Below are 18,712 nucleotides of genomic sequence, written 5' to 3' on the forward strand. Positions count from 1 at the left end.
CGCGGAGCGCCTCTCCTATCTCTTCGATGAGCGCAACCGGTCGGTGAAGCGGATGGTCCGGGCCCTGATCGAGCAGGCCCACGCAGCGGACCGCCCGGTGGGCCTCTGCGGGCAGGCGCCCAGCGACTACCCGGACTTTGCCGAGTTCCTGGTGGAGGCGGGCATCGACTCGATCTCCGTGATCCCCGACAGCGTCGCCGACGTCCTCCAGCACGTGGCGGACGCCGAACGGAGGACGCCGACGATGTAGTACAGTGTCAACCGTCATCCTGCGGGTCTAACCTGGATTTCTCACGGGACGCTACTGCGACTTCAGAGGCGGCCCAATCTGCTCATTTTTACTCCTCGACGATGCGTGGCATCGCCTGTGGTGCGCACTCTAAAAGCACTTCCTCGCTTCGCTCTGTGCGCAAATGGCATCTTGAACCGCCTCTTGTGTCTCGCTACGCCTCTCGTGAGAAAACCGGGCTAACGAATTTTGAGTGTCGTCCCCTCACCAACGCTCAACCCCAAACGCTCAACCCCAAACGCGCAACCCACACCTTGCCTTGCCCCGCTCTCCCGCTCGCAAGACAGACCGGGGGCCATGTCCGAAATGTCCCCACACGATCGGTCTCTCTTTCCTCGCCCGTCCGTCGGGGTTTTTCGCACAGCCTCGTCGTTCGGCAAGCACTTGTTTGAGTAGTGGAGCCGAACGGCCCTCTTGCGCCCTTCCGTTCTGCGCCCTTCCGTTTGGACCCTCTCGTAGAACCCGAAGAGTCAGTTTCGTTGGGATGCCTTCTCACACATCGGTATATTGCGCGAATTTTAAGAGGTCCCCACCATGCTCACCAATGCCCACTCTCGATCTTCGCTCACTTCTTCGTCCCCGCGCCGGATTGCCGACGTGGTCTACCGGAGCCTCAAGACGGCCCTCGATCGGCGGCGCGTCGAGGACGTGACGCTGCATCGCTTCGACCGAACCTCGGCGAGTCAGCTGATGCAACTCCGGCTTGAATATCGCGATCTCGTTCAGATGAATGTGACGTTCACGACGACGCACGTAGGAGAAAATGTCTACGATGTCGCTTGCGAGATCGAAGACGGCCCGTCCCGCCGGATGTCCTACGCTCTCCCTGCCGGAGCAGGCACGATGCTCTCGTGGGCGCCGGAGCTCGGTCGGACACTCGCGCGCTTCCTGTGGGACGAACTCGAACGGCGGCTCTACCGGCACCTCTCTGTCCGGCTGCTCCTGCGGTGCGTGCCCCCCTGTGAGGCATCTCCCTCTCGAACCGGGACCGGATCGTCCCGCTGGAAGCAGGCGCAAAGCTCACTCCGGGTGGAGGGAGGAGAGTCGCCGTTGCGAGCCGAGAGTACGGCCTCCTGGGCCGGAAAGACGACGCACGACTTGCGCGGGTCGCCGTCGACGGGAGCCGGACTCGCCACTTTGCGCGTGCTTCCCCAACCGAGAAGCAGGATCGCAAAATGAAAGAAGCAGGCCCATCGGTCGCGACGGTCCTCCTCGACGAAAGCGAGCGCAAGAGGGACGACGCCTCTGCCGAACCGCTTCCCTCAGAGGTGCCGCCGCACGTCCCCATGCTTGTCTTGACCAAGGACGGCATGATTCAGGATCTCACGGAGGGGACGCGTCGCCTCCTCGAATATTGCCCCGACACCGCCATTGAGCCCTGTTTCTTTTCGCACGTTCACGGACAAAACCTACGGCGCGTCATGCGGGACCTTGCCCAAATGGCGTCCCGCACCAAGCAACGGGCCCGATGGCTTTTGCGCCTGCGGACCGGAAGTCATCGGTGGCGCTGGTATCGAATCCGGGCCAAACGCATTCCCGGTCCGTCGAACAGCCTGGCCCGCCTGCTCCTACGCTGCCTGTGAGGCCCTGAGTCGACGCGGTTCTCACTCAGAAGCTGTTCGGTGGATGGATATTCAGCCGAGACACAGCGGGCGACGTGCATGAACAGGGCCCAAACGAGCCCTGTAGTGGAACTACCGGGCGAGTGCAGAAGCCGTTCTGCACGAGATCCGCGAAGTCGCAGGCCATAGACAGTCCGCCAAACAGATTCTCATTCCTTCATTCGCTCCCAATCAGTCTCATGAGCTCTACCGCCGAGCGCACAAGAGCGATCACCTCTCCCCTCACGCCGAGCAGGACCGAGACAGAGCTTCTCCTCGTCGACCGTCAGGGCAGCACTGCAGTAGAGCAGCATCCCGAGATTGTGTCCTGGCGGATGAACGGCTGGCGGGTCCGAAGTGCAGAAGATCGGGTCCTCGAGAAGGGCCGGGCCCGAGTGCTCGTCGTGTTGGAACGAGAGCCGGAAGATCGCGAGTAGAGGAAGAGCCTCACACGCCAGACTGTTCAACGCAATTGGAGCTGCAAAACACGCGGTCGCCCCCCTCGACGCCGTGCCCGCGACGAGGATCACGTGGGAGAATTTCTCACGGGGGGTTGGAGGTCAGTCCTACAGGAGGGGTCCTCTGCGTTTTCTATCCTTGCCGGTACGTTGGATGGCCGCCCGACGAGCGACACGCCCCCGCTTTTCGGCCGGTTCGTGTTTGGCCTCCTGTCGTCGTGAACAACCGCCTGTACTGGCTTCTGGGGATCCTCACCGTCGCTGCCGTCGGCACGGCGGTGTACGGTCTCGTCTCGTCCCCGACGGAGGTCGAGACGATTCGCGTGCAACAGCGGGAGGTCGTCGAAGTCTACGTCGCCACCGGGCGCATCGAGGCGCCCCGCACCAGTGATCTGGGCGTCGAGATCGCCGGTACTGTCCAGCGGGTCGCCGTCGAGGAGGGGGCCGAGGTCAAGCAGGGCGACCGCCTGGTCGTGCTCCGCCCACGCAATGCGAAACTAGTCGTCGAAAAGGCCAAGGCGCGTGTCGAGACCCGCCGCAACGAACTCCGGGAGGTCAAGCGCGGCCCCACCGACGCAGACCTCCGGGCGGCTGAGTCCGAGGTCGAGCAGTTCGCCGCGCAGCTCACCCAGGCCGAACGCGAATTGAAGCGGACGAAGGCGCTGTTCGAAGAGGGTGGCGTAACCGAACAAGCGCTCGAACAGGCCCGCACCGCCACCAAAGAAGCACGCGCCCGGTTCAAAAACGCCGAGGCTCGGCTCGACCGCCTCCGCGAGCGCCCACTCCCCGAGGAGCTTCGGGCCGCCCGCGCTCGCCTCAAGCAGGCGAGCGTCGATCTCGAGCGGGCCCGGAACGACCTCGCCGAGACGATCATCCGAGCCCCGTTCGACGGGCTTGTGCTGGCGATCGAGACCAAGGAGGGGGAGCGAGTGACCCCAAACGAGACCGTCGCTCGGATGGCCGACATGACGAGCGCCGAGATCTACGCCGAGGTCGACGAAGACTACTTCGGCCGCCTCGCGCCCGGCCAGCCCGCCACGCTTATCTTTCCGTCGATGCCCGAGAAGACGTTCACGGCGACCGTCCACCGGGTCGGCCCAGAGATCGCGACCGACCGGGGCGTCGTGGGGGTGCACCTTGCCCCCGATTCGTTACCCAAAAACACCTTTCCCGGACTCACCGTGGACGCGAACATCGAAGTGGCGCGCCTCGATCAGGCCCTTGCGGCCCCCATCGACGCCGTCGTCCGCGATCCGATGGGGACCTACGTGTTGACGGTCGAGGACGGGACGACCGTCCGGCAGGCCGTCGACGTACGGGCCCGCGGAGAACCCTGGACGGCCCTCGAGGGCATCGAGGCCGGCACACAGGTCGTCCGCCACGCCGCCCGCCTCGACATCGGCCAGGCCGTGGCCCTGGCCGGGGGGGAGGGATCGTGATGCCCGACCGCCTCTCCTGGAGCGTCGCCTGGCGCGGCCTCGTGCGCTCGAAACGCCTGACCGCCCTGACGCTGGTCGTATTGTCGGTCAGCGTCATCCTCGTCGTCTTTCTGACGGCCCTGATTGACGGCCTCGAGCGAGACCTCGTGGAGGAGACCACCGGGGCCATCGCCCACGTCCTCATCGAGCCCCGCGAGCGGGAGCCGCTCGCGTTGTGGGAGCGAGAGGAGCTCGGCGCGCCCGACGACGGGCCGCTGTACCTCGGCGAGCGAACGACGCTCACCAGCGAGAAAGGCGCCATCGACAACTGGCAGCGCTGGGGCCGACTCGTCGACCAGTTCGGTCCCGAGATCCAGGGCGTCTCGCCGGCAGCCGAAGGACAGGGGTTCGCCATCCGCGGGGAAAAACGGGAGGCCGTCCGCCTGTACGGCATCGAGCCGCGCCGCTACGACCGGCTGGTGCCGATTCAGGAGAACCTCGTGGAGGGACGGTTTTACGAGCTCGGCCCCGGCGAAATCACGATCGGGTACAAGCTGGCTCAAACCATGGGCATCGGTCGGGGCGATCGCCTGCAGGTGACCACGGCGGCGGGCACTGGGCGCAGCATGCGGGTCGTCGGCCTGTTCGACACGGGCTTCGGGGGGATCGACAACGCAACGGTCTTCATGCGGCTGGGCGACGGCCAGTCGCTGTTCGGGCTCGGGTCGTCGGTCAACGCCATCGGCGTCGAGGTTCAGCGTGTCTTCCGGGCCGACCGCGTGGCCGACCAGCTTCAACGCCAGATCCCCTACGAGGTCACCAGCTGGATCGCCGACAACGAACGGCTCCTGCGCGCCCTCGAGGGACAGGGGCGGTCGAGCGACCTGATCATCTTTTTTACCGCCGTCGCCGCTGCCTTCGCCATCGCCAGCATCCTGATCGTGCTGGTGACCAACAAGCTCCCGGAGATCGGCATTTTGAAGGCCATGGGCGCCACTCGCCGCCAGATCCGGACGGTCTTCGCCCTGCAGGGCACCTTGCTGTCGCTGGCGGGCGGGGTGCTCGGCGCCTCGGCCGGGGTGGTGATCGTCGAGTTGTTGTCAAACATCGAGGGCCCGCCGACCGCCAGCGGCCGCACTGAGCCGCTCTTCCCGTTCGAGCTCAGTCCCGAGTTGGTCGTGGGCACCGTCGTGGGGGCCGTGCTGATCGGCTTCGTCGCGTCGCTGGTACCCGCTCGCCGCGCCTCCAATGTCGACCCCATCGAGGTGATTCGCAGTGGCTGATCTGACCGACGACCAGCGCCAGCGGCGACGGGCCTCTGAGGCCGGCGACCCCATTATCCGCCTCGAGGAGACCCGGAAGACCTACACCGACGGGGTTGACGAGGAGGTGCTGTTCGGCATCGATCTCGAACTGAACGCCGGCGATTTCGCCGTGCTGGTCGGCAAGAGCGGCTCGGGCAAGACCACCTTGTTAAACATCATCGGGCTCCTCGACACCCCGACCGCCGGCCGGCTCTTCCTCGACGACCGCGAGACCTCGACCCTCGACGAAGAGGAGCGGGCGCAGCTCCGTCGGGAGTACATCGGGTTCATCTTTCAGTTTCACCATCTCCTTCCTGACTTCAACGTCCTTGAGAACGTGCTGATGCCGTGTCGCATCCGCGGCAAAAAATACGAGGAGGCGGCCCGCGACCGGGCCGTCGACATGCTTGAGATGGTCGGCCTCGAAGAGAAGATCCAGACGCCGGTCAACGAGCTGTCCGGGGGGCAGCAACAACGTGTCGCCACGGTTCGCGCCTTCGCCAACGATCCGACGGTCGTGCTGGCCGACGAGCCGACTGGCAGCCTCGGGTCCGAGACCTCGCAGTCGGTCATGCGCCTGATGCGGGACATCAATCGGAAGACGGGCACGGCCTTCTTGATGGTCACCCACGACCCCGAGCTCACCGACTACGCCGACCGCGTCATCGAGCTCCGCGACGGCCGCATCGCCTCCGACGAGGCGTAGGCCCGCACCGTCGTCCCCACGATCACCGCGGGACGGGTTCGGATGCTCCCTCCTCGGATTCCCGTTCTGAGGCCCATTGACTGCGATGCACGACTGGACTGACCCCGGACACACCGACCAGCGGGGTGCTCTCTCGGATGGCTCGATGCCCCATTTGAAGCCGGCGAGGAGGCACGGGTGCAGCACACCCCGGCGTGGAGCTCTGCGACGCGGAAACGGGTACCTCTGCCGACGAAGAGCTCGTTCGGACCGAGAATGCAACAGTTGGTCCCTCTCCATAAATCCACGAGGCACTGAATGGAACACGCGTTGCTCGTAAACACCCTGCTCGTCGGTGCCGTTGTTGTGTGTGCGATCGCGATGCGGTACGGTGCCGAGCAGAACGGGCTGAGCCCCATCGTGGGATACTTTGTTCTCGGCATCCTTCTGCGGACCGCCGCCTCGTTTGAGGTCGTGCCCCTTCTCACGGAGCAGCAGGTCTTTCCCTTTCTGGCCGACCTCGGCGTGATTGCCCTGCTCTTCCGGGTCGGACTGGAGAGCGACCTGGGGCGCCTGCTCGACCAACTGCCCGAGGCCAGCTGGATTGGGCTCGGCAACGTGCTGGGAAGCGGCGGCATCGCCTTCGCCACGGCGTTTCTCCTGATCGACTGGCCCCTGGTTCCCAGCCTGTTCGTGGCGACGGCCCTGACGGCAACGAGCGTGGGCGTAAGCGTCGCGCTCTGGGAGGAGGCCGATCAGCTTGAAAGTCGGGAAGGCTCGACGCTGGTCGACGTGGCCGAGTTCGACGACCTTATGGGCGTTCTTCTGATGGCGCTTTTGTTTGCCGCCGCTCCTCTGTTGCGAGAGGCGGGCCCCGAGGCGTTGCTCTCGATCCTCGCACCCGTGGTGGGATGGATGCTGCTGAAACTGGTCCTCTTCGGCGGCGCCTGTCTCCTCTTCGCGTGGTACGTGGAACGGCCCATGACGCACCTGTTTGAGCGTCTCCATGCGGGGGAAGGGACGATGCTGGTGATGCTGGGAGTCGGCATCATTGTGGCGGCCATTGCGGGGCTCTTGGGGTTCTCGGTCGCCATCGGGGCCTTCTTCGCCGGCCTCATCTTTAGCCGAGATCCGCACACGACACAGTACATGGACGCCTTTCGTCCGCTGCACGACCTGTTCGCGCTGTTCTTCTTCGTCGGCATCGGCCTGCACCTGGCTCCTGAGGCCGTGGGCGCCATCGGGGGCGGGGTCGTCCTTCTGCTCGCCGCCGCCGTTCTCGGAAAGGTGGTCGGCGCGTACGTCCCTGCCCTCCCCGTTCTGGGCTCGTCCGGTGCCCTCGTGCTCGGGTTGAGTCTCGTTCCGCGCGCCGAAGTCGCCCTCGTCATCCTGCAGCGGGGCCTGGAGCTCGGGGCGTGGGCCGTGCCCCCGACGATCTTTGCCCAGGTCGTACTGGTCTCGGCAGTGACAGTCCTCGTCATGCCCTTCGTGTTGCGTCCCCTGCTGACGCCTCCATCGGTTCTCTCCACCCCGGAGTCTTCGTGACGGAATCCCCCGCACCGCTCGCTCTTTCCTTCGTCGATCCACACACCCCCTCTCGACATGCCATCAGTGATCACGCTGACCCTGAATCCCACCATCGACAAGAATACGCGCATCGAGCGGGTGGTGGCCGAGGAAAAGCTCCGCTGCGACTCTCCGACCCGCGAGCCGGGGGGCGGGGGCATCAATGTGGCGCGGGCCATTCATCGGCTGGGTGGGGCTGCGCAGGCCCTCTACACCTCGGGAGGGGCGATCGGACACATCCTTCAGGCTCTACTCGACGACGAGGGCGTGGACCAGACGCCGATTGAGATCGACGAGTGGACCCGGGAGAACATGATCGTCCATGAAACCTCGACCGACCGCCAGTTCCGCTTCGGCATGCCCGGGCCCGAGCTCAGCGAGGCCGAGATGAGTTCGTGTCTGGATGCCCTGCGCACGCTTGAGCCCACGCCCGACTATCTCGTTGCCAGCGGCAGTCTGCCGCCGGGCGCCCCGGACGACGCCTACGCGGCCGTCGCCGAGGTGGCTCACGACCTGGGGGCCCGGCCCGTGCTGGACACCTCGGGGGCGGCGCTCCGCGAGGCGATGGACGCGGGCTGGTACCTCCTGAAGCCCAACCTCCGGGAACTGGAGCACCTGGCTGGCAGCGCACTCGACACGGAACCCCAACGCATCGACGCCGCACGGAATTTCATTGATCGCGGCTGGTGCGAGGTCGTCGTTCTGTCGATGGGGGCCTCGGGCGCACTGCTCATCACGACCGATCGGGCCGAGCACGTCCGGTCGCCAACCGTCTCCATCAACAGCCGCGTGGGGGCGGGCCATAGTATGGTGGGGGGGCTCACCCTCGCCCTGGCCCGCGGCCACGACCTGGATACGGCCGTCCGCTTCGGGGTCGCCGCCGGTGCGGCCGCCGTCACGACGCCCGGCACGGAGCTGTGCCGCCGGAACGACACGGAGGCCCTGTTTGACCAAATGAGGACTGAGGCGATCTAACGGCGCCCTTATCGATCCGGTCTCGATCCGTTACCTCGCGACGCTCACCAAGGCGGTCGGCACCGGGCAGGCAAGGTCCCGATTCCTCACGGCAATCGCATCTCAGCGGCAGTGGCCTGTTCCGGCCGTTCGAACGGAGCAGAAATTCACGACTCCCATGTCCCCACGCCCCCATTCCCCCACGCTTTCCCGGCATCTTCCCCACGATCAGAGGCTGCGGGGGCCACCTTCGCTCGACGAAGCTTTCAACATGCAATTGCCCTGCCCTATTCCCCCGCAAGCGCCCGTTCCGTAGGAGTCCCCCCCACGTGCTCCGACCAGAAGGCACCACACCCGAAGGCCCCTCGACCGTACGTCACCGGTCCGGACCAAGGCATTTATTGTGCATCACACTCTAGGCGGGGCCTGTACCCGTCGTCTCGTTCACCAAACCGATACCTGCCATGTCTGTAGCCAAGTCGATTGAAATTCTCGCCCAGGGAGACACGCTAGAGGCCGCCACGGAAGAAGCGCTCCGGGAAGCCTCAAAATCGGTCGAGGACATCCAGAACATCTACGTCGATGACTACCGCGCGATCGTCGAAAATGGAGAAATCCAGGCCTACCGGGTCCACAGCAAGGTGACATTTATCATTCACGAGTAATCCCCGGGCCAGCGGCAGGGTCCCGTCCGCCGGTCTTCCATTCCGTCTCGAGACGGGACCCGCCCCCTGGCGTTGAGGTCGAATCCTCCCTGAAAGGCCTCCCTGAAAGGACCGACGCCCGCCCGGCACAGTCCGAGCGTGAACGCTCTTCGCCGGACCGGACGGTTCGCAAACGGGATCGCGTGCCGGGCTCCCCTGCCGGGGTCTCTTGTTCGCGTTCAGAATCGAATTCAACCCATGTCCACGCCATGACAAACCAACAAGACGTCACCGCCCACGACATTCCCTCCGGTCTGCGACGATCAGTCCACACGACCAGTGCATGGCTCAAACATGTCGCCGACGAGCTGGGCCATGAAGACAAACAGAAGGCCTATCATGCGCTTCGAGGGGTTCTGTTTGCCCTTCGAGATCGACTGCCGGTCGACGAGGTCATGAACCTCTCCGCCCAGCTCCCCACCCTGATTCGAGGGGTTTATTTCGAAGGCTACAAGGCCGCCGGCAAGCCGGAGCGCTACCGAGATCAGGACGAGTTCTTCGACCGCGTCTGGGAGGAACTAGAGGTCGTCGACGGCGGCGCCCCGGAAGCAGCGACACGGGCCGTTTTGGCGATGCTGGAGGACAAGGTGTCGGAGGGAGAGATCGAGGACATCCAGCACATGCTTCCCGCCTCTCTCAATTCCCTGTGGGACGACGAGTGAGGACCGATTCCGGGCGTCGGGGGGCGGGGGGAGCTGGGCATCCGAGTGGATGAAATGGGTCCCGGCGTGCCGAAACCGCCGAATTAATTTCGTGATCTCGCATTTGGCATCAGAGTCCCCAAAAGGCCACAATGCCAAGCGTCGTCACGACAGCTAGGAGCACCTGGAGCGGGCCGCCGACGCGGGCGTAATCGCTGAATTCGTACCCCCCCGGTCCGTAAACGAACAGGTTCGTCTGGTAGCCCACAGGCGTCATGAATGCGGTGCTGGCGGCGAACGTCACCGCGAGCACGAACGCGAAGGGATTGGCCCCCAGCTGGGTCGCGGCCTCCACGGCCACGGGAAGGAGCAACACCACGCTGGCCTGGTTGCTAATGAGATTGGTCATGAGAGCAGCCAAGAGATAAAACACGCCCAGAACGACGGTGGCGGGGAGCGTCTCGGCACTCGACACGATGAGCTGGCCAAGAAGGTCGGCCCCGCCGGTCTCCGACAGCGCCTTCCCGAGTGGGATGACCCCGGCGAGAAGAAAAATGATGTCCCACTGCACCGCCTCGTACGCCTCGGCCGGTTTGACGATGCCTGTGGCAATCATCGCGACGACGCCCCCGAGGGCCGCCACCATGATCGGCAGCACGCCGAGGGCGGCCAGTCCCACAACCGCGAGGACCGTTCCAATCGCAAGCGGCAGCTTTGACGACCGGAAGCGCTGGAGCTCAAGCTCCCCCGCCACGATGACGTTCGGATCGTTCGCGAGCCGGTCGACCGTCTCGGCCTTCGACTCGATGAGGAGGACATCCCCGGGCCGGAGCCGGAAGTCGGCCAATCGCTCGTGGGCCGTTTCGCCTCCCCGTCGAACGGCCAAGACCGCCGCCCGGTAAAAATCCTGAAGCCCCGCCGACTCGATCGTCTCTCCAACCAAGTCCGAGCCCGCAGTGACGACGATCTCGACGAGCGTTTCGTCGGGGGCGAGCGTTTCCAGGTCCGCCTCGGTCGCCTCGTCGGGGACGAGGTCGATGCCCTCCACGTCAAACAGGGCATGCAGGGCATCCTTCGTCAATCGGATCGTGAAAATGTCCCCGCCCCGGATCGTCGTCGAGAGGGGCGGTTCTCGCCGATAGGTTTCCTCTCGTACGATCTGCGTCACGTTCGCCTCAACGTCGACGCGCTCAAGTGCCTCCTCCAGTGTCTGGCCCACGAACGGCGAATGGTCGTCCACGATGATCTCGGTGAGAAACACGTCTTGTTCAGTCGACTCCCGCTGACTCCGGGGACGGACGTGCGCGGGCGCCAGCCAGAAGCCCACCGTGAGAAGGTAGAGGGCACACGTGGCAAAGACGATGAGGCCGAGGTGCGTAAACTCGAACATCGAGAAGGGCTGCCCGATGAGTTCCCCGGAGATGCTGCTCGCCAAAAGGTTTGTGGAGGTGCCGATGAGCGTGAGCATGCCCCCGGCCATCGACGCAAACGAGAGCGGCATTAGCAGCTTCGAGGGGGACGTGTCGTTCTCGTGGGCGAGATCGCTTACCATCGGCAGCAAGACCGCAACCGCCGCGGTGTTGTTGATGATGCCGGACAGCGGCCCCACGAGGCCGATCGTCGCACCGAGCTGCTTGTGGACGTTTTTGCCGGTGTACGCCGCCACGGTCGCCTGGAGGTGCTGAACCGCCCCCGTCCGGCGCACCCCTTCGCTCAGAATCATCATCGCGAGGATGGTGATGGTCGCGCTATTGGAAAAGCCCGAGACTCCCTCCTCCGGAGAAATGCCTGTCCACGGGCCGAGCACCATGAGCGTCACCATGATTCCGAGCGCCGTGACGTCGATGGGCACCGGCTCCGTGACGAACAGAATGAGCGCCACGAGGATGATCAGGAAGACCAGAAGCGCGCCGACGCTCACGGTAGGCATCAAACGGAGAATTGGAGCCAGCGCAAGAGACCGGGCGAAATTCCGGGAGGAAATGATCGCCCTCCGGCGGAGTAGTGGGATTTCGGGAGTCGTCTTTCCCGTGCTGGACCATGAAAGCAGACACGGAGCCAGCATTCAATGGGGCTACACGCCAAAGGGAAAGGTCTCCGGCATTCCCTCCGCCGCTTCGGCCTTGAGCGGCGTGACGGCCTCCGTCTCGTCGAACCAGACGTACTCGTCGAACTGCTGTGGCAGGCGGGCCCGAAAGTAGTGGCTCTGGAGCTCCGTCTGGGGCCGGTAGACGACCTCGATCGCCGAGCAGGATCTTTTCGAGTTCCTCGTCGCTTAGATCGATAGAAAGGGTCATCGGGCTGGTGTGGGTTTGGTTCTACTTTGACGGGTAGGTCCCAAACCTAACGCAGCGCGGGGCCCTTTCTCATTTTCGATCGGGCCTGGGCTTTTGCACAAAAGTATGGACTCAACCTGAGAAGAGCGCCAGTCCCTGCAAAGCGATGCTGCAGCGATAATTGTCAAACACAGCACTGGGAACTAACGATTGGGCACCCCCTGATTCACACGGAGCTCAACCACGCCCGTAACCGTTTCGACGCTCCCTGACTCCAGCATCTTCCGCCATTTGTCCAGCTTGTCTCCCATATAATTTTTTACCATTTTGCGTTTGGCAGGCTCCATTTCCTCAAGTTTCTGCTCAAATTTCTGCAACTGCTCGCGCGCTTTACGCAGCTCCTCAGGAGTCATCCCCCCGGTGAGACCTAAGAATCGTGTCACCCTGTGGAACGGGTACAGGAGGCCATTCACCTCACGGTAGTCGCTGTTCATCATTTCTTGCTGGATGGGAAACGTCTCTCCGTTCCGCGAGACCTCAAGATCGACAACCGTCTTTCGGGCCACGTAGCTCTCGGCATCGAAGTGCGCACGCACGCTCTGAATCGTTACGTTTTCAGGGCTCTCCGGAACCGAACCTTCCGGTCCCCTGAGATCCGAAAGCCACTTCTCCAACGCTTCGGGATCGTCGATCACGAGTACGTGCGTTTCGTGCCCGTCCACCGCTGAGGTTCCCGAATACCGAGCGCGTTCTTTGGGTACCTCGTAGAGGAAGTCCAGTGTCTCCTGCTCCTCTTTACTGCCGGGAGGAAGGAGCTGAGGACGGCCATCAACGATCTGCTTCTCCAGGTAGAGCGTATCGCGGCTGGTTGCTCCCGCGGGGCCCTCCTGCATCTGAATCACGGTGCAGTCCTGAACATCTTCCAGCATGGCCTCGTGCCGGTCCAGCGCCCGATTTAACACGGTCTCTGCGGACTGTGCGACCAGGGTCCCCGGGGCGAAAAGAAAGAGAAAAAACGCAAGGAGCGGGATGTATTTCCAGCCGTTGGTGTGGGGAATAGAAGTCATGGTAAGCGTGTAGATTTAGTCGACAGAGTTGAGAGGGGCTCAGGATCCCTGAACGATGCTCTAACCTTCCATCTGGCGCCGGGCCCACGGGCCGATCCAGGGCAATTCGATCTCCTTTTCCTGATAGGCCTGCCACATCAAATAGAGCCAGAGAAACAGACCGACGACGCTCAGCGCCAGCGAGAGGAGTCCCCCGAGCACGAAACCGAGAACCGGAATGGCCCCAAGCAGAGCCGCCCCAATGGAGAGAACGATCCAAACCACCGACACTCCGACCGACTGGTACGCGTGAAAGCGAACGAACCGGCGCTTTTTCTCGATGGCGAGAAAGATGACGCCTGTGACCACGCCGAACAGGTAGCAGAGCGGCCCTGCGATTTGGTCTTCCAATCCCGTGTCCGACGTCGATGCAGAAGCGTTGCTGTGCACGTCCGAAGAATTCGCATTCTGTTCCATAGCGTCCACCGTGGTTGATGAATGGGTAGGGTGCGACTCGACACTGCCCCGTCGTCGCTACGGCACCTTCACGAGTTCGACCCGGCGATTGCGGGCTCGCCCGTCCTCCGTCTCGTTTGCCGCCACGGGCGAGAGGTATCCCACGCCGTGCGGGTTGAGCCGGCTCGCCGCGACCTCGTGCTCGGTGGCGAGGAACTCGGCAACAGCCTCGGCGCGGCGGTGGGAGAGCTCCATGTTCTGCTCCAGGCTTCCCCGGCTGTCGGTGTGACCGACGACTGCAAGCGTCAGGTCGGGCTGCTCATTGAGAAGTTCGGCGATCTCGGCGAGGGTCGACTCGGACTCGGGCTTAATGGTTGCTTCTCCGGTGTCGAAGTGGATGCCGTAGAGCCGCGTCGTGCCGGCCTCCTCCAGGTCCTCCGCCATGGCCTCAGCGTCCAAGTTCACCTCGACTTTACCCGTTGCCATGGGCTTTTCCTCGACGATCTGCAGGGCCGTCACCGGTCGTCCGTCCAGATCGTCGTACGTGTCGTTCAGAAGCGTATGAGCCGACACGTACACGTCCCCCTCCGCCCCGGACTTGCGGGCCAGAAAGTACGAGCCGTCCTCGCCCATGAAGATGTTCCTCAGGCTGCGGCCGAAGTTGTCAAAGTTACGGAAGTGGTAGTTGCACTCTGTGGAACCAGTACCCACACACTCCTCGACGATCTCGAAGCCCGCGTCCTGGAGCGCCATCTGATAGTTTCGGTGGACCTGCAGCACCGATAGGCCCTCCGGAGCGGCGTAGAGGAGACGGGTGACTTCGCCCTCCGTTGGCTTATACAGGAACTCCCCCTCTTCATCGTCCCCCGCAGGCAGCTCCAGGAGGTCGTAGTCCGCATGCTCGTAGGCAAGCATCACCGATCCCTCGTAGCGGGAGATCATCGGGTGGTCTTCTGCTTCCTCCACCCCCTCCTGCCGGCGTTCTATCTCCTGGGCAAACAGGAGGTAGGGAGCAAAGGCAAACACAGCGATCAGCCCCAGGACACGGACCGATTGGTTTTGGAAAAGAAAACGCATAGCAACCAGCTGTCTGTGAAACGGAGTAAGATATGAGGCGGATCTACAGGTTCACCATGTCCAATGCGAAGAAAGTCCCCCGTAAATCTTTATGTGTGAAAATATCAATGCGAGCGCTGGGAGGGCGTGGGACGGTTCATGACCTCCGGGTGGGGGAATCTCCTTCGGTACGGTCCGAGGAAAACGTCGGCATGGGCTGTTCGAGGTACTTCGTCATGCCGATGGCCCACCGTGGCTACAAACTGACTGACGAGGACCAGATGCGGGTGTAGGAGGCCAGTATGACCCCGTCATCGGAAGCAGTGACGAGAGGGCGGCTTTCCGCGGTGCGCTTAAAGACAACCGACTCCCCCCGGACGACTTGGACCTGGCAACGGCAGAATAGAGAATGGGGGCACCGTAGATCGAGGACGTTTTCCATCCTGCTCCGGCGGGGTGCCGGTTGGGACCGAGCACTCAGGCGCAGGCCTCGGCCCGTCTCAGGGCCGTCCTCCCTGCACTGGAACGGCGCCCCGAAGGATCGGAAGTGTAAGACCGGGACCCGTTGGGAACTTGCTCGTAGAAGAAGAACACGCGTCCTTCTTCTTTTCCCACTCTTCAGTTTATGTCGCTTCCCACGGCCCGCGATCTGATGACGGACCGGGTGCTCACCGCCCAGGCCGACTGGTCCCTGCAGGAGCTCGCGTCCTTCTTCACCGAGCACTCCATTTCTGGCGCGCCCGTGATCTCGGACTACGGAGGGGTGATCGGCGTCGTGTCGGTTACGGACATCGCCCGCTATGATAGTGAGGCCTCTTCGGAGACCGAGGAGGAGGCTGAACGGGAAGAACCGCCCGCGTTTTATCTGGGCGATGCAGACGTGCGGGACGACGAGGCACTGAACGCCCTTCGGGGGCGTCCGCAGGCCACCGTCCGAGACATCATGATGCCGGCGGTCTTTACCGTGGAGGAAGATGCGCCGATCCACGAGGTCGCCGACCGGATGGTGCGCGCCCAGATCCATCGCCTGTTCGTCGTCCACGCGGGGACGAAGCGAGACATTGCCGGCCTCATCAGTGCGATTGACGTGCTGGAGTGGGTACGGGACCAGGGCTCGGCCACCGACGGGACCTGAAGACCTCCAGGTGGGGCCTTATCCCGGTTTTCTCACGAGAGTCGTAGCGAGGCTCCCGACAGCTTTCGGGATCAAGATGCCATTTGCGCACCGCAGGCGATGGGTTATTCCTCTCCGATTGTCACGTCCTCAAACGTCACCTGAACGCTTTGCCGGGCCAGCTCCATGTTGTGCTCGTCGGAAATCCGATCGAGAGCGAGGTCGATCAACTCGCGGGCGTCCTCGGGGTCTTCCGAGGCCGGCACGTACAGGGGCAGTACGCTCTCCTCCTCGTGGTCGACGTCGCCGATTTCCTTCGTGCTAACCCCCGTGATGACCTGCTCGTACTCCTCGCCGGTGCGCCGGACGTGGGCATCGATTGTCTCGTACACGATGTCGAGGAAGTGATCGGGGCCCTCCAGAAGGACCGTTCGTTCCTGCATGTCCATGAATCTGCTTCGAGTTATGCTGGATTCAGTGATCTGAGATTGGGGGCTCTCGTTGGGGTGCTTGTCCCGATCCTCATGTCCGACGGGGGGGTCATAACGAATGACTTGCTCCCTTGACATGGGGAAATTGCGTGTCGATCTGTGGGCGTCTCTCCTACCACGCTCGCCTACCCACGTGCGCTTACAGGCAGCCTCTTCTCCCAACGCCCTGCCTTTCCCCCTCGGCGGGCGGTGGGCCACGATCGAGAGCATCCTCGGGGGCCAGACGGTGAGGGCTGGCCTCGGGGCGACCGAGAGCGTCACTGCCCGGGCTCGGCGACGTACTCGCACTCGCTCACACACTCCTCTTTTAAGGGATCCTCCCCGAGCACCTGCTCGGGCCGGGCGCCGCTCCGGAAGACCGTGATGCCCTTTGCGCCCAGCTGTCGGGCCCGGCGGAACAGTGTGCGCACGTCGTCGACGGAGGCCGATTCGGGGAGGTTGACGGTTTTGCTAACGGCGTTGTCGACGTGGCGTTGAAAGGCCGCCTGGACCTGAAGGTGTTGTTCGGCGGGAACGTCGTGGGCGGTCTGGAACAGTTGCTTCACGTCGTCGGGGATGGCGGCGACGTCCTGAATGGAGGTGCGACCGTGGAGCTCGTCGAGCAGGGCCTCCGAGTAAAAGCCCCGATCCTTCGCCATCTCCACGAATCGGTCGTTCGTCATCTCCAGCCCGCCCATCACCTGCTTCGTGTACGCCACGGTGTAGATCGGCTCGATGCTCGCCGAGCAGCCGGCAATCATCGAGATGGTGCCCGTGGGGGCGATGGAGGTGGTCGTGGCATTGCGCACCGGCGCGGCGTGCGTCGAGGCGTCCCAGTTTGAAAACGGGCCCCGCTCGTCTGCGAGCTGTCGGGACGTCTCCCAGGCCGCTTCGTGGATGAAGGCCATCAGGTCGTCGGCCACCTCCACGGCCGCGTCGCTATCGTAGGGAATCCGCAGGTCCACGAGCAGGTCGTGGAAGCCCATGACGCCGAGGCCGATTTTGCGGTTGCGGGAGACAATTGTCTCGATCTCGGGGGCGGGAAAAGTCGACCTCTCGATCGCGTTGTCGAGGAGCCGCACGCCGCACTGAACCGTGGACCGCAGTTTCTCCCAGTCTACGCGCCGGCCGTCGGTGTGGCGGGCGAGGTTGACGGAGCCGAGGATGCAGGCCTCGTGGGGCAGGAGGGGGACCTCGCCGCAGGGATTGGTCGCCGTGATGTGCCCGAGCTCCGGCGTGGGATTCGCGGCGTTGATCGTGTCCAGGAAGAGCAGGCCGGGATCGCCCGTAGCCCACGCCATCTCCGCCACGAGATCGAGGATGCGCTCGGGATCCTCGTGGTCGACGACCTCCCCCGTACGCGGGTTGACGAGCGGGTAGGTCGTTCCCTGCTCGTACGTCTCCCAGAATCCCGACGTTGTGCCGACCGAGATGTTAAAGTTTCGGAGCACCTCGGCCTCGCGCTTGGCCGTGATGAACGTCTCAATGTCGGTGTGCGTCACGTCGAGCACGCCCATGTTCGCGCCGCGCCGACGCCCCCCTTGTTTGATCTGCTCGGTGGCCGCGTCGTAGATCTTCATGAAGCTGACCGGCCCGCTCGCCACGCCCCCGGTTTCCTGGACGACGTCGCCCTGGGGCCGCAGGGCCGAGAATGAGAAGCCCGTTCCGCCCCCGCTCTGATGGATGAGGGCCGTCTGCTTGAGCGTATCGAAAATGGAGACCAGGGAGTCCTCGATGGGAAGGACGAAGCAGGCGGCCAGCTGGCCGAGGGCCGTGCCGGCATTCATCAGCGTCGGCGAGTTCGGCAGAAACTCCAGGGCGTGCATCGTCTCGTAGAACGCCTGTTCAGCGCGGTCTACGTCGCCTCCAAAATGCGACTCCGCCTGGGCAAGATGGGACGCCACCCGACGAAGCATTTCGTCGGGCGTTTCGGCGACGGTGCCGTTCTCGTCCTGCTGAAGGTAGCGTCGGCGGAGAACCGTCTGGGCGGCGGGAGACAGAGCAGTCATGGTCTCGGAGGACTGTAAGGGACACCTACGGAAGCGGACGGGACCTGACGTTCGGTGGGCCCTTCCGATCCGGTTCGGTTACCCGACTCCGAGCAGGAGGAGGGCCAGGGCCAGCGCGCCGAGGAGAACGATCACGAACCCGAGGCCGGTCCACTTGCCGGTGAGCCGCGTCTCGCGATCCATCTCGCGCATCTTGCTTTCTCTGCGTTCGCTCATGGTCTCATTGTCATTTGGGAAAGCGGGAACGGAGGTCGAGGCCCGTCGTGGGAGAACGACACGCCCATTCAGGGATGCATTCATGATACGAGGCAGGAGGCGGACCCTGCACAGGAAAATTCCCACACTGAATGTGGGACGAAACCCTACTCCGTGTCGGAATCCGGTGTTGTATCCTGTATCGCACCTTCGTGACGACCTTCGCGGTTCCGCCTGCCCGTCATCCACGTTCGCCCGCCTATGAGCGTCTCGTCTGTCTCTGATCCTCCGCAGTCCGGCACGCGCCCTGCCGAGGCGGTGGCCCCCTGGCAGGCGGCCCCGGACCGCGTCGTGGAGGCCTACGAGAGCGCGACGGAGGGGCTTGGTGCGGACGAGGCGCAGCGACGCCTCGACGAGGTCGGGCCGAACCGGCTGCGAGAGATCGAGCACCGCAGCGTCCTGGAGATTCT

20 protein-coding genes and 1 pseudogene are annotated in these 18,712 nt (G+C 63.8%); 13 read left to right on the forward strand and 8 right to left on the reverse strand.

Annotated elements, in window-relative coordinates:
* The 11 genes from V5A20_RS07955 to V5A20_RS08005 all read left to right on the forward strand — a co-directional run.
* On the forward strand, positions 1 to 250 hold a 250-nt coding region (locus V5A20_RS07955), incomplete at its 5' end, for a putative PEP-binding protein (protein WP_332315782.1).
* 573 nt (positions 251 to 823) lie between these two features.
* Complete coding sequence (locus V5A20_RS07960) at positions 824 to 1,468, forward strand: hypothetical protein (RefSeq protein WP_332327071.1); 645 nt, start codon at positions 824 to 826, stop codon at positions 1,466 to 1,468.
* A complete protein-coding gene (locus tag V5A20_RS07965) occupies positions 1,465 to 1,872 on the forward strand; it encodes a hypothetical protein (protein WP_332315781.1) in 408 nt (135 codons plus the stop codon). Before V5A20_RS07960 ends, V5A20_RS07965 begins: the two co-directional genes overlap by 4 nt.
* Positions 1,873 to 2,090: 218 nt before the next feature.
* The gene (locus tag V5A20_RS07970) at positions 2,091 to 2,327 is read left to right on the forward strand and encodes a hypothetical protein (protein WP_332315780.1); all 237 of its coding nucleotides are present in this window, start codon (positions 2,091 to 2,093) and stop codon (positions 2,325 to 2,327) included.
* Positions 2,328 to 2,566: 239 nt separating this feature from the next.
* Positions 2,567 to 3,787: an efflux RND transporter periplasmic adaptor subunit gene (locus V5A20_RS07975; RefSeq protein WP_332315779.1), complete on the forward strand. Its 1,221-nt coding sequence runs from the start codon at positions 2,567 to 2,569 to the stop codon at positions 3,785 to 3,787.
* The gene (locus V5A20_RS07980; protein WP_332315778.1) at positions 3,787 to 5,049 is read left to right on the forward strand and encodes an ABC transporter permease; all 1,263 of its coding nucleotides are present in this window, start codon (positions 3,787 to 3,789) and stop codon (positions 5,047 to 5,049) included. Before V5A20_RS07975 ends, V5A20_RS07980 begins: the two co-directional genes overlap by 1 nt.
* Positions 5,042 to 5,776, forward strand: a complete 735-nt coding sequence (locus V5A20_RS07985) for an ABC transporter ATP-binding protein (RefSeq protein ID WP_332315777.1) — start codon at positions 5,042 to 5,044, stop codon at positions 5,774 to 5,776. The genes V5A20_RS07980 and V5A20_RS07985 overlap by 8 nt, the downstream gene beginning before the upstream one ends.
* Before the next feature lie 297 nt (positions 5,777 to 6,073).
* Positions 6,074 to 7,300 (forward strand): cation:proton antiporter, encoded by a 1,227-nt coding sequence (locus V5A20_RS07990; protein WP_332315776.1) that lies wholly within the window; start codon positions 6,074 to 6,076, stop codon positions 7,298 to 7,300.
* A 57-nt stretch (positions 7,301 to 7,357) separates the two neighbouring features.
* Positions 7,358 to 8,296, forward strand: a complete 939-nt coding sequence (locus tag V5A20_RS07995) for a 1-phosphofructokinase family hexose kinase (protein ID WP_332315775.1) — start codon at positions 7,358 to 7,360, stop codon at positions 8,294 to 8,296.
* Positions 8,297 to 8,739: 443 nt separating this feature from the next.
* A complete protein-coding gene (locus V5A20_RS08000; protein ID WP_332315774.1) occupies positions 8,740 to 8,940 on the forward strand; it encodes a dodecin family protein in 201 nt (66 codons plus the stop codon).
* 248 nt (positions 8,941 to 9,188) lie between these two features.
* Positions 9,189 to 9,641, forward strand: coding sequence for a DUF2267 domain-containing protein (locus tag V5A20_RS08005; protein ID WP_332315773.1), 453 nt, complete (start codon positions 9,189 to 9,191; stop codon positions 9,639 to 9,641).
* A gap of 109 nt (positions 9,642 to 9,750) precedes the next feature.
* Here V5A20_RS08005 and V5A20_RS08010 read toward each other — a convergent pair whose 3' ends face one another.
* From V5A20_RS08010 to V5A20_RS08025, 5 genes and pseudogenes are all read right to left on the reverse strand, one after another.
* Complete coding sequence (locus tag V5A20_RS08010) at positions 9,751 to 11,550, reverse strand: SLC13 family permease (protein WP_332315772.1); 1,800 nt, start codon at positions 11,548 to 11,550, stop codon at positions 9,751 to 9,753.
* A gap of 144 nt (positions 11,551 to 11,694) precedes the next feature.
* Positions 11,695 to 11,874, reverse strand: a pseudogene (locus V5A20_RS14100) (erythromycin esterase family protein); the annotation flags it as partial.
* A gap of 225 nt (positions 11,875 to 12,099) precedes the next feature.
* Positions 12,100 to 12,963, reverse strand: coding sequence for a hypothetical protein (locus tag V5A20_RS08015; RefSeq protein ID WP_332315771.1), 864 nt, complete (start codon positions 12,961 to 12,963; stop codon positions 12,100 to 12,102).
* Positions 12,964 to 13,023: 60 nt separating this feature from the next.
* On the reverse strand, positions 13,024 to 13,419 hold the full coding sequence (locus tag V5A20_RS08020; RefSeq protein ID WP_332327072.1) for a DUF4870 domain-containing protein: 396 nt from the start codon (positions 13,417 to 13,419) through the stop codon (positions 13,024 to 13,026).
* Between the two features lie 57 nt (positions 13,420 to 13,476).
* Entirely contained in the window at positions 13,477 to 14,475 is a 999-nt protein-coding gene (locus V5A20_RS08025; RefSeq protein WP_332315769.1) for an OmpA family protein, read from the reverse strand.
* 604 nt (positions 14,476 to 15,079) lie between these two features.
* Here V5A20_RS08025 and V5A20_RS08030 point away from each other — a divergent pair.
* Positions 15,080 to 15,589 (forward strand): CBS domain-containing protein, encoded by a 510-nt coding sequence (locus V5A20_RS08030; protein ID WP_332315768.1) that lies wholly within the window; start codon positions 15,080 to 15,082, stop codon positions 15,587 to 15,589.
* 104 nt (positions 15,590 to 15,693) lie between these two features.
* Here the strand turns inward: V5A20_RS08030 and V5A20_RS08035 are convergent, their stop codons facing one another.
* From V5A20_RS08035 to V5A20_RS08045, 3 genes are all read right to left on the reverse strand, one after another.
* Positions 15,694 to 16,017: a hypothetical protein gene (locus tag V5A20_RS08035; protein ID WP_332315767.1), complete on the reverse strand. Its 324-nt coding sequence runs from the start codon at positions 16,015 to 16,017 to the stop codon at positions 15,694 to 15,696.
* A gap of 299 nt (positions 16,018 to 16,316) precedes the next feature.
* A complete protein-coding gene (locus tag V5A20_RS08040) occupies positions 16,317 to 18,047 on the reverse strand; it encodes an adenosylcobalamin-dependent ribonucleoside-diphosphate reductase (RefSeq protein ID WP_332327074.1) in 1,731 nt (576 codons plus the stop codon).
* Positions 18,048 to 18,125: 78 nt separating this feature from the next.
* Positions 18,126 to 18,263 carry a hypothetical protein gene (locus tag V5A20_RS08045; RefSeq protein WP_332315765.1) on the reverse strand — a complete coding sequence of 46 codons (138 nt, stop codon included), beginning with the start codon at positions 18,261 to 18,263 and terminating at the stop codon, positions 18,126 to 18,128.
* A 240-nt stretch (positions 18,264 to 18,503) separates the two neighbouring features.
* On the opposite strand from V5A20_RS08045, the gene V5A20_RS08050 reads away from it, so the two are divergent.
* On the forward strand, positions 18,504 to 18,712 hold a 209-nt coding region (locus V5A20_RS08050; RefSeq protein ID WP_332315764.1), incomplete at its 3' end, for a cation-transporting P-type ATPase.

This window comes from Salinibacter sp., from assembly GCF_036626415.1.
Taxonomy (GTDB): domain Bacteria; phylum Bacteroidota; class Rhodothermia; order Rhodothermales; family Salinibacteraceae; genus Salinibacter.

Bases quoted from the DNA above. Each gene is read 5' to 3' on its own strand.
- V5A20_RS07960 (WP_332327071.1), top strand. From the start codon at position 824: ATGCTCACCAATGCCCACTCTCGATCTTCGCTCACTTCTTCGTCCCCG.
- V5A20_RS07965 (WP_332315781.1), top strand. From the start codon at position 1,465: ATGAAAGAAGCAGGCCCATCGGTCGCGACGGTCCTCCTCGACGAAAGC.
- V5A20_RS07970 (WP_332315780.1), top strand. From the start codon at position 2,091: ATGAGCTCTACCGCCGAGCGCACAAGAGCGATCACCTCTCCCCTCACG.
- V5A20_RS07980 (WP_332315778.1), top strand. From the start codon at position 3,787: ATGCCCGACCGCCTCTCCTGGAGCGTCGCCTGGCGCGGCCTCGTGCGC.
- V5A20_RS07990 (WP_332315776.1), top strand. From the start codon at position 6,074: ATGGAACACGCGTTGCTCGTAAACACCCTGCTCGTCGGTGCCGTTGTT.
- V5A20_RS07995 (WP_332315775.1), top strand. From the start codon at position 7,358: ATGCCATCAGTGATCACGCTGACCCTGAATCCCACCATCGACAAGAAT.
- V5A20_RS08000 (WP_332315774.1), top strand. From the start codon at position 8,740: ATGTCTGTAGCCAAGTCGATTGAAATTCTCGCCCAGGGAGACACGCTA.
- V5A20_RS08005 (WP_332315773.1), top strand. From the start codon at position 9,189: ATGACAAACCAACAAGACGTCACCGCCCACGACATTCCCTCCGGTCTG.
- V5A20_RS08010 (WP_332315772.1), bottom strand. From the start codon at position 11,550: ATGCCTACCGTGAGCGTCGGCGCGCTTCTGGTCTTCCTGATCATCCTC.
- V5A20_RS08015 (WP_332315771.1), bottom strand. From the start codon at position 12,963: ATGACTTCTATTCCCCACACCAACGGCTGGAAATACATCCCGCTCCTT.
- V5A20_RS08020 (WP_332327072.1), bottom strand. From the start codon at position 13,419: ATGGAACAGAATGCGAATTCTTCGGACGTGCACAGCAACGCTTCTGCA.
- V5A20_RS08025 (WP_332315769.1), bottom strand. From the start codon at position 14,475: ATGCGTTTTCTTTTCCAAAACCAATCGGTCCGTGTCCTGGGGCTGATC.
- V5A20_RS08030 (WP_332315768.1), top strand. From the start codon at position 15,080: ATGTCGCTTCCCACGGCCCGCGATCTGATGACGGACCGGGTGCTCACC.
- V5A20_RS08035 (WP_332315767.1), bottom strand. From the start codon at position 16,017: ATGGACATGCAGGAACGAACGGTCCTTCTGGAGGGCCCCGATCACTTC.
- V5A20_RS08040 (WP_332327074.1), bottom strand. From the start codon at position 18,047: ATGACTGCTCTGTCTCCCGCCGCCCAGACGGTTCTCCGCCGACGCTAC.
- V5A20_RS08045 (WP_332315765.1), bottom strand. From the start codon at position 18,263: ATGAGCGAACGCAGAGAAAGCAAGATGCGCGAGATGGATCGCGAGACG.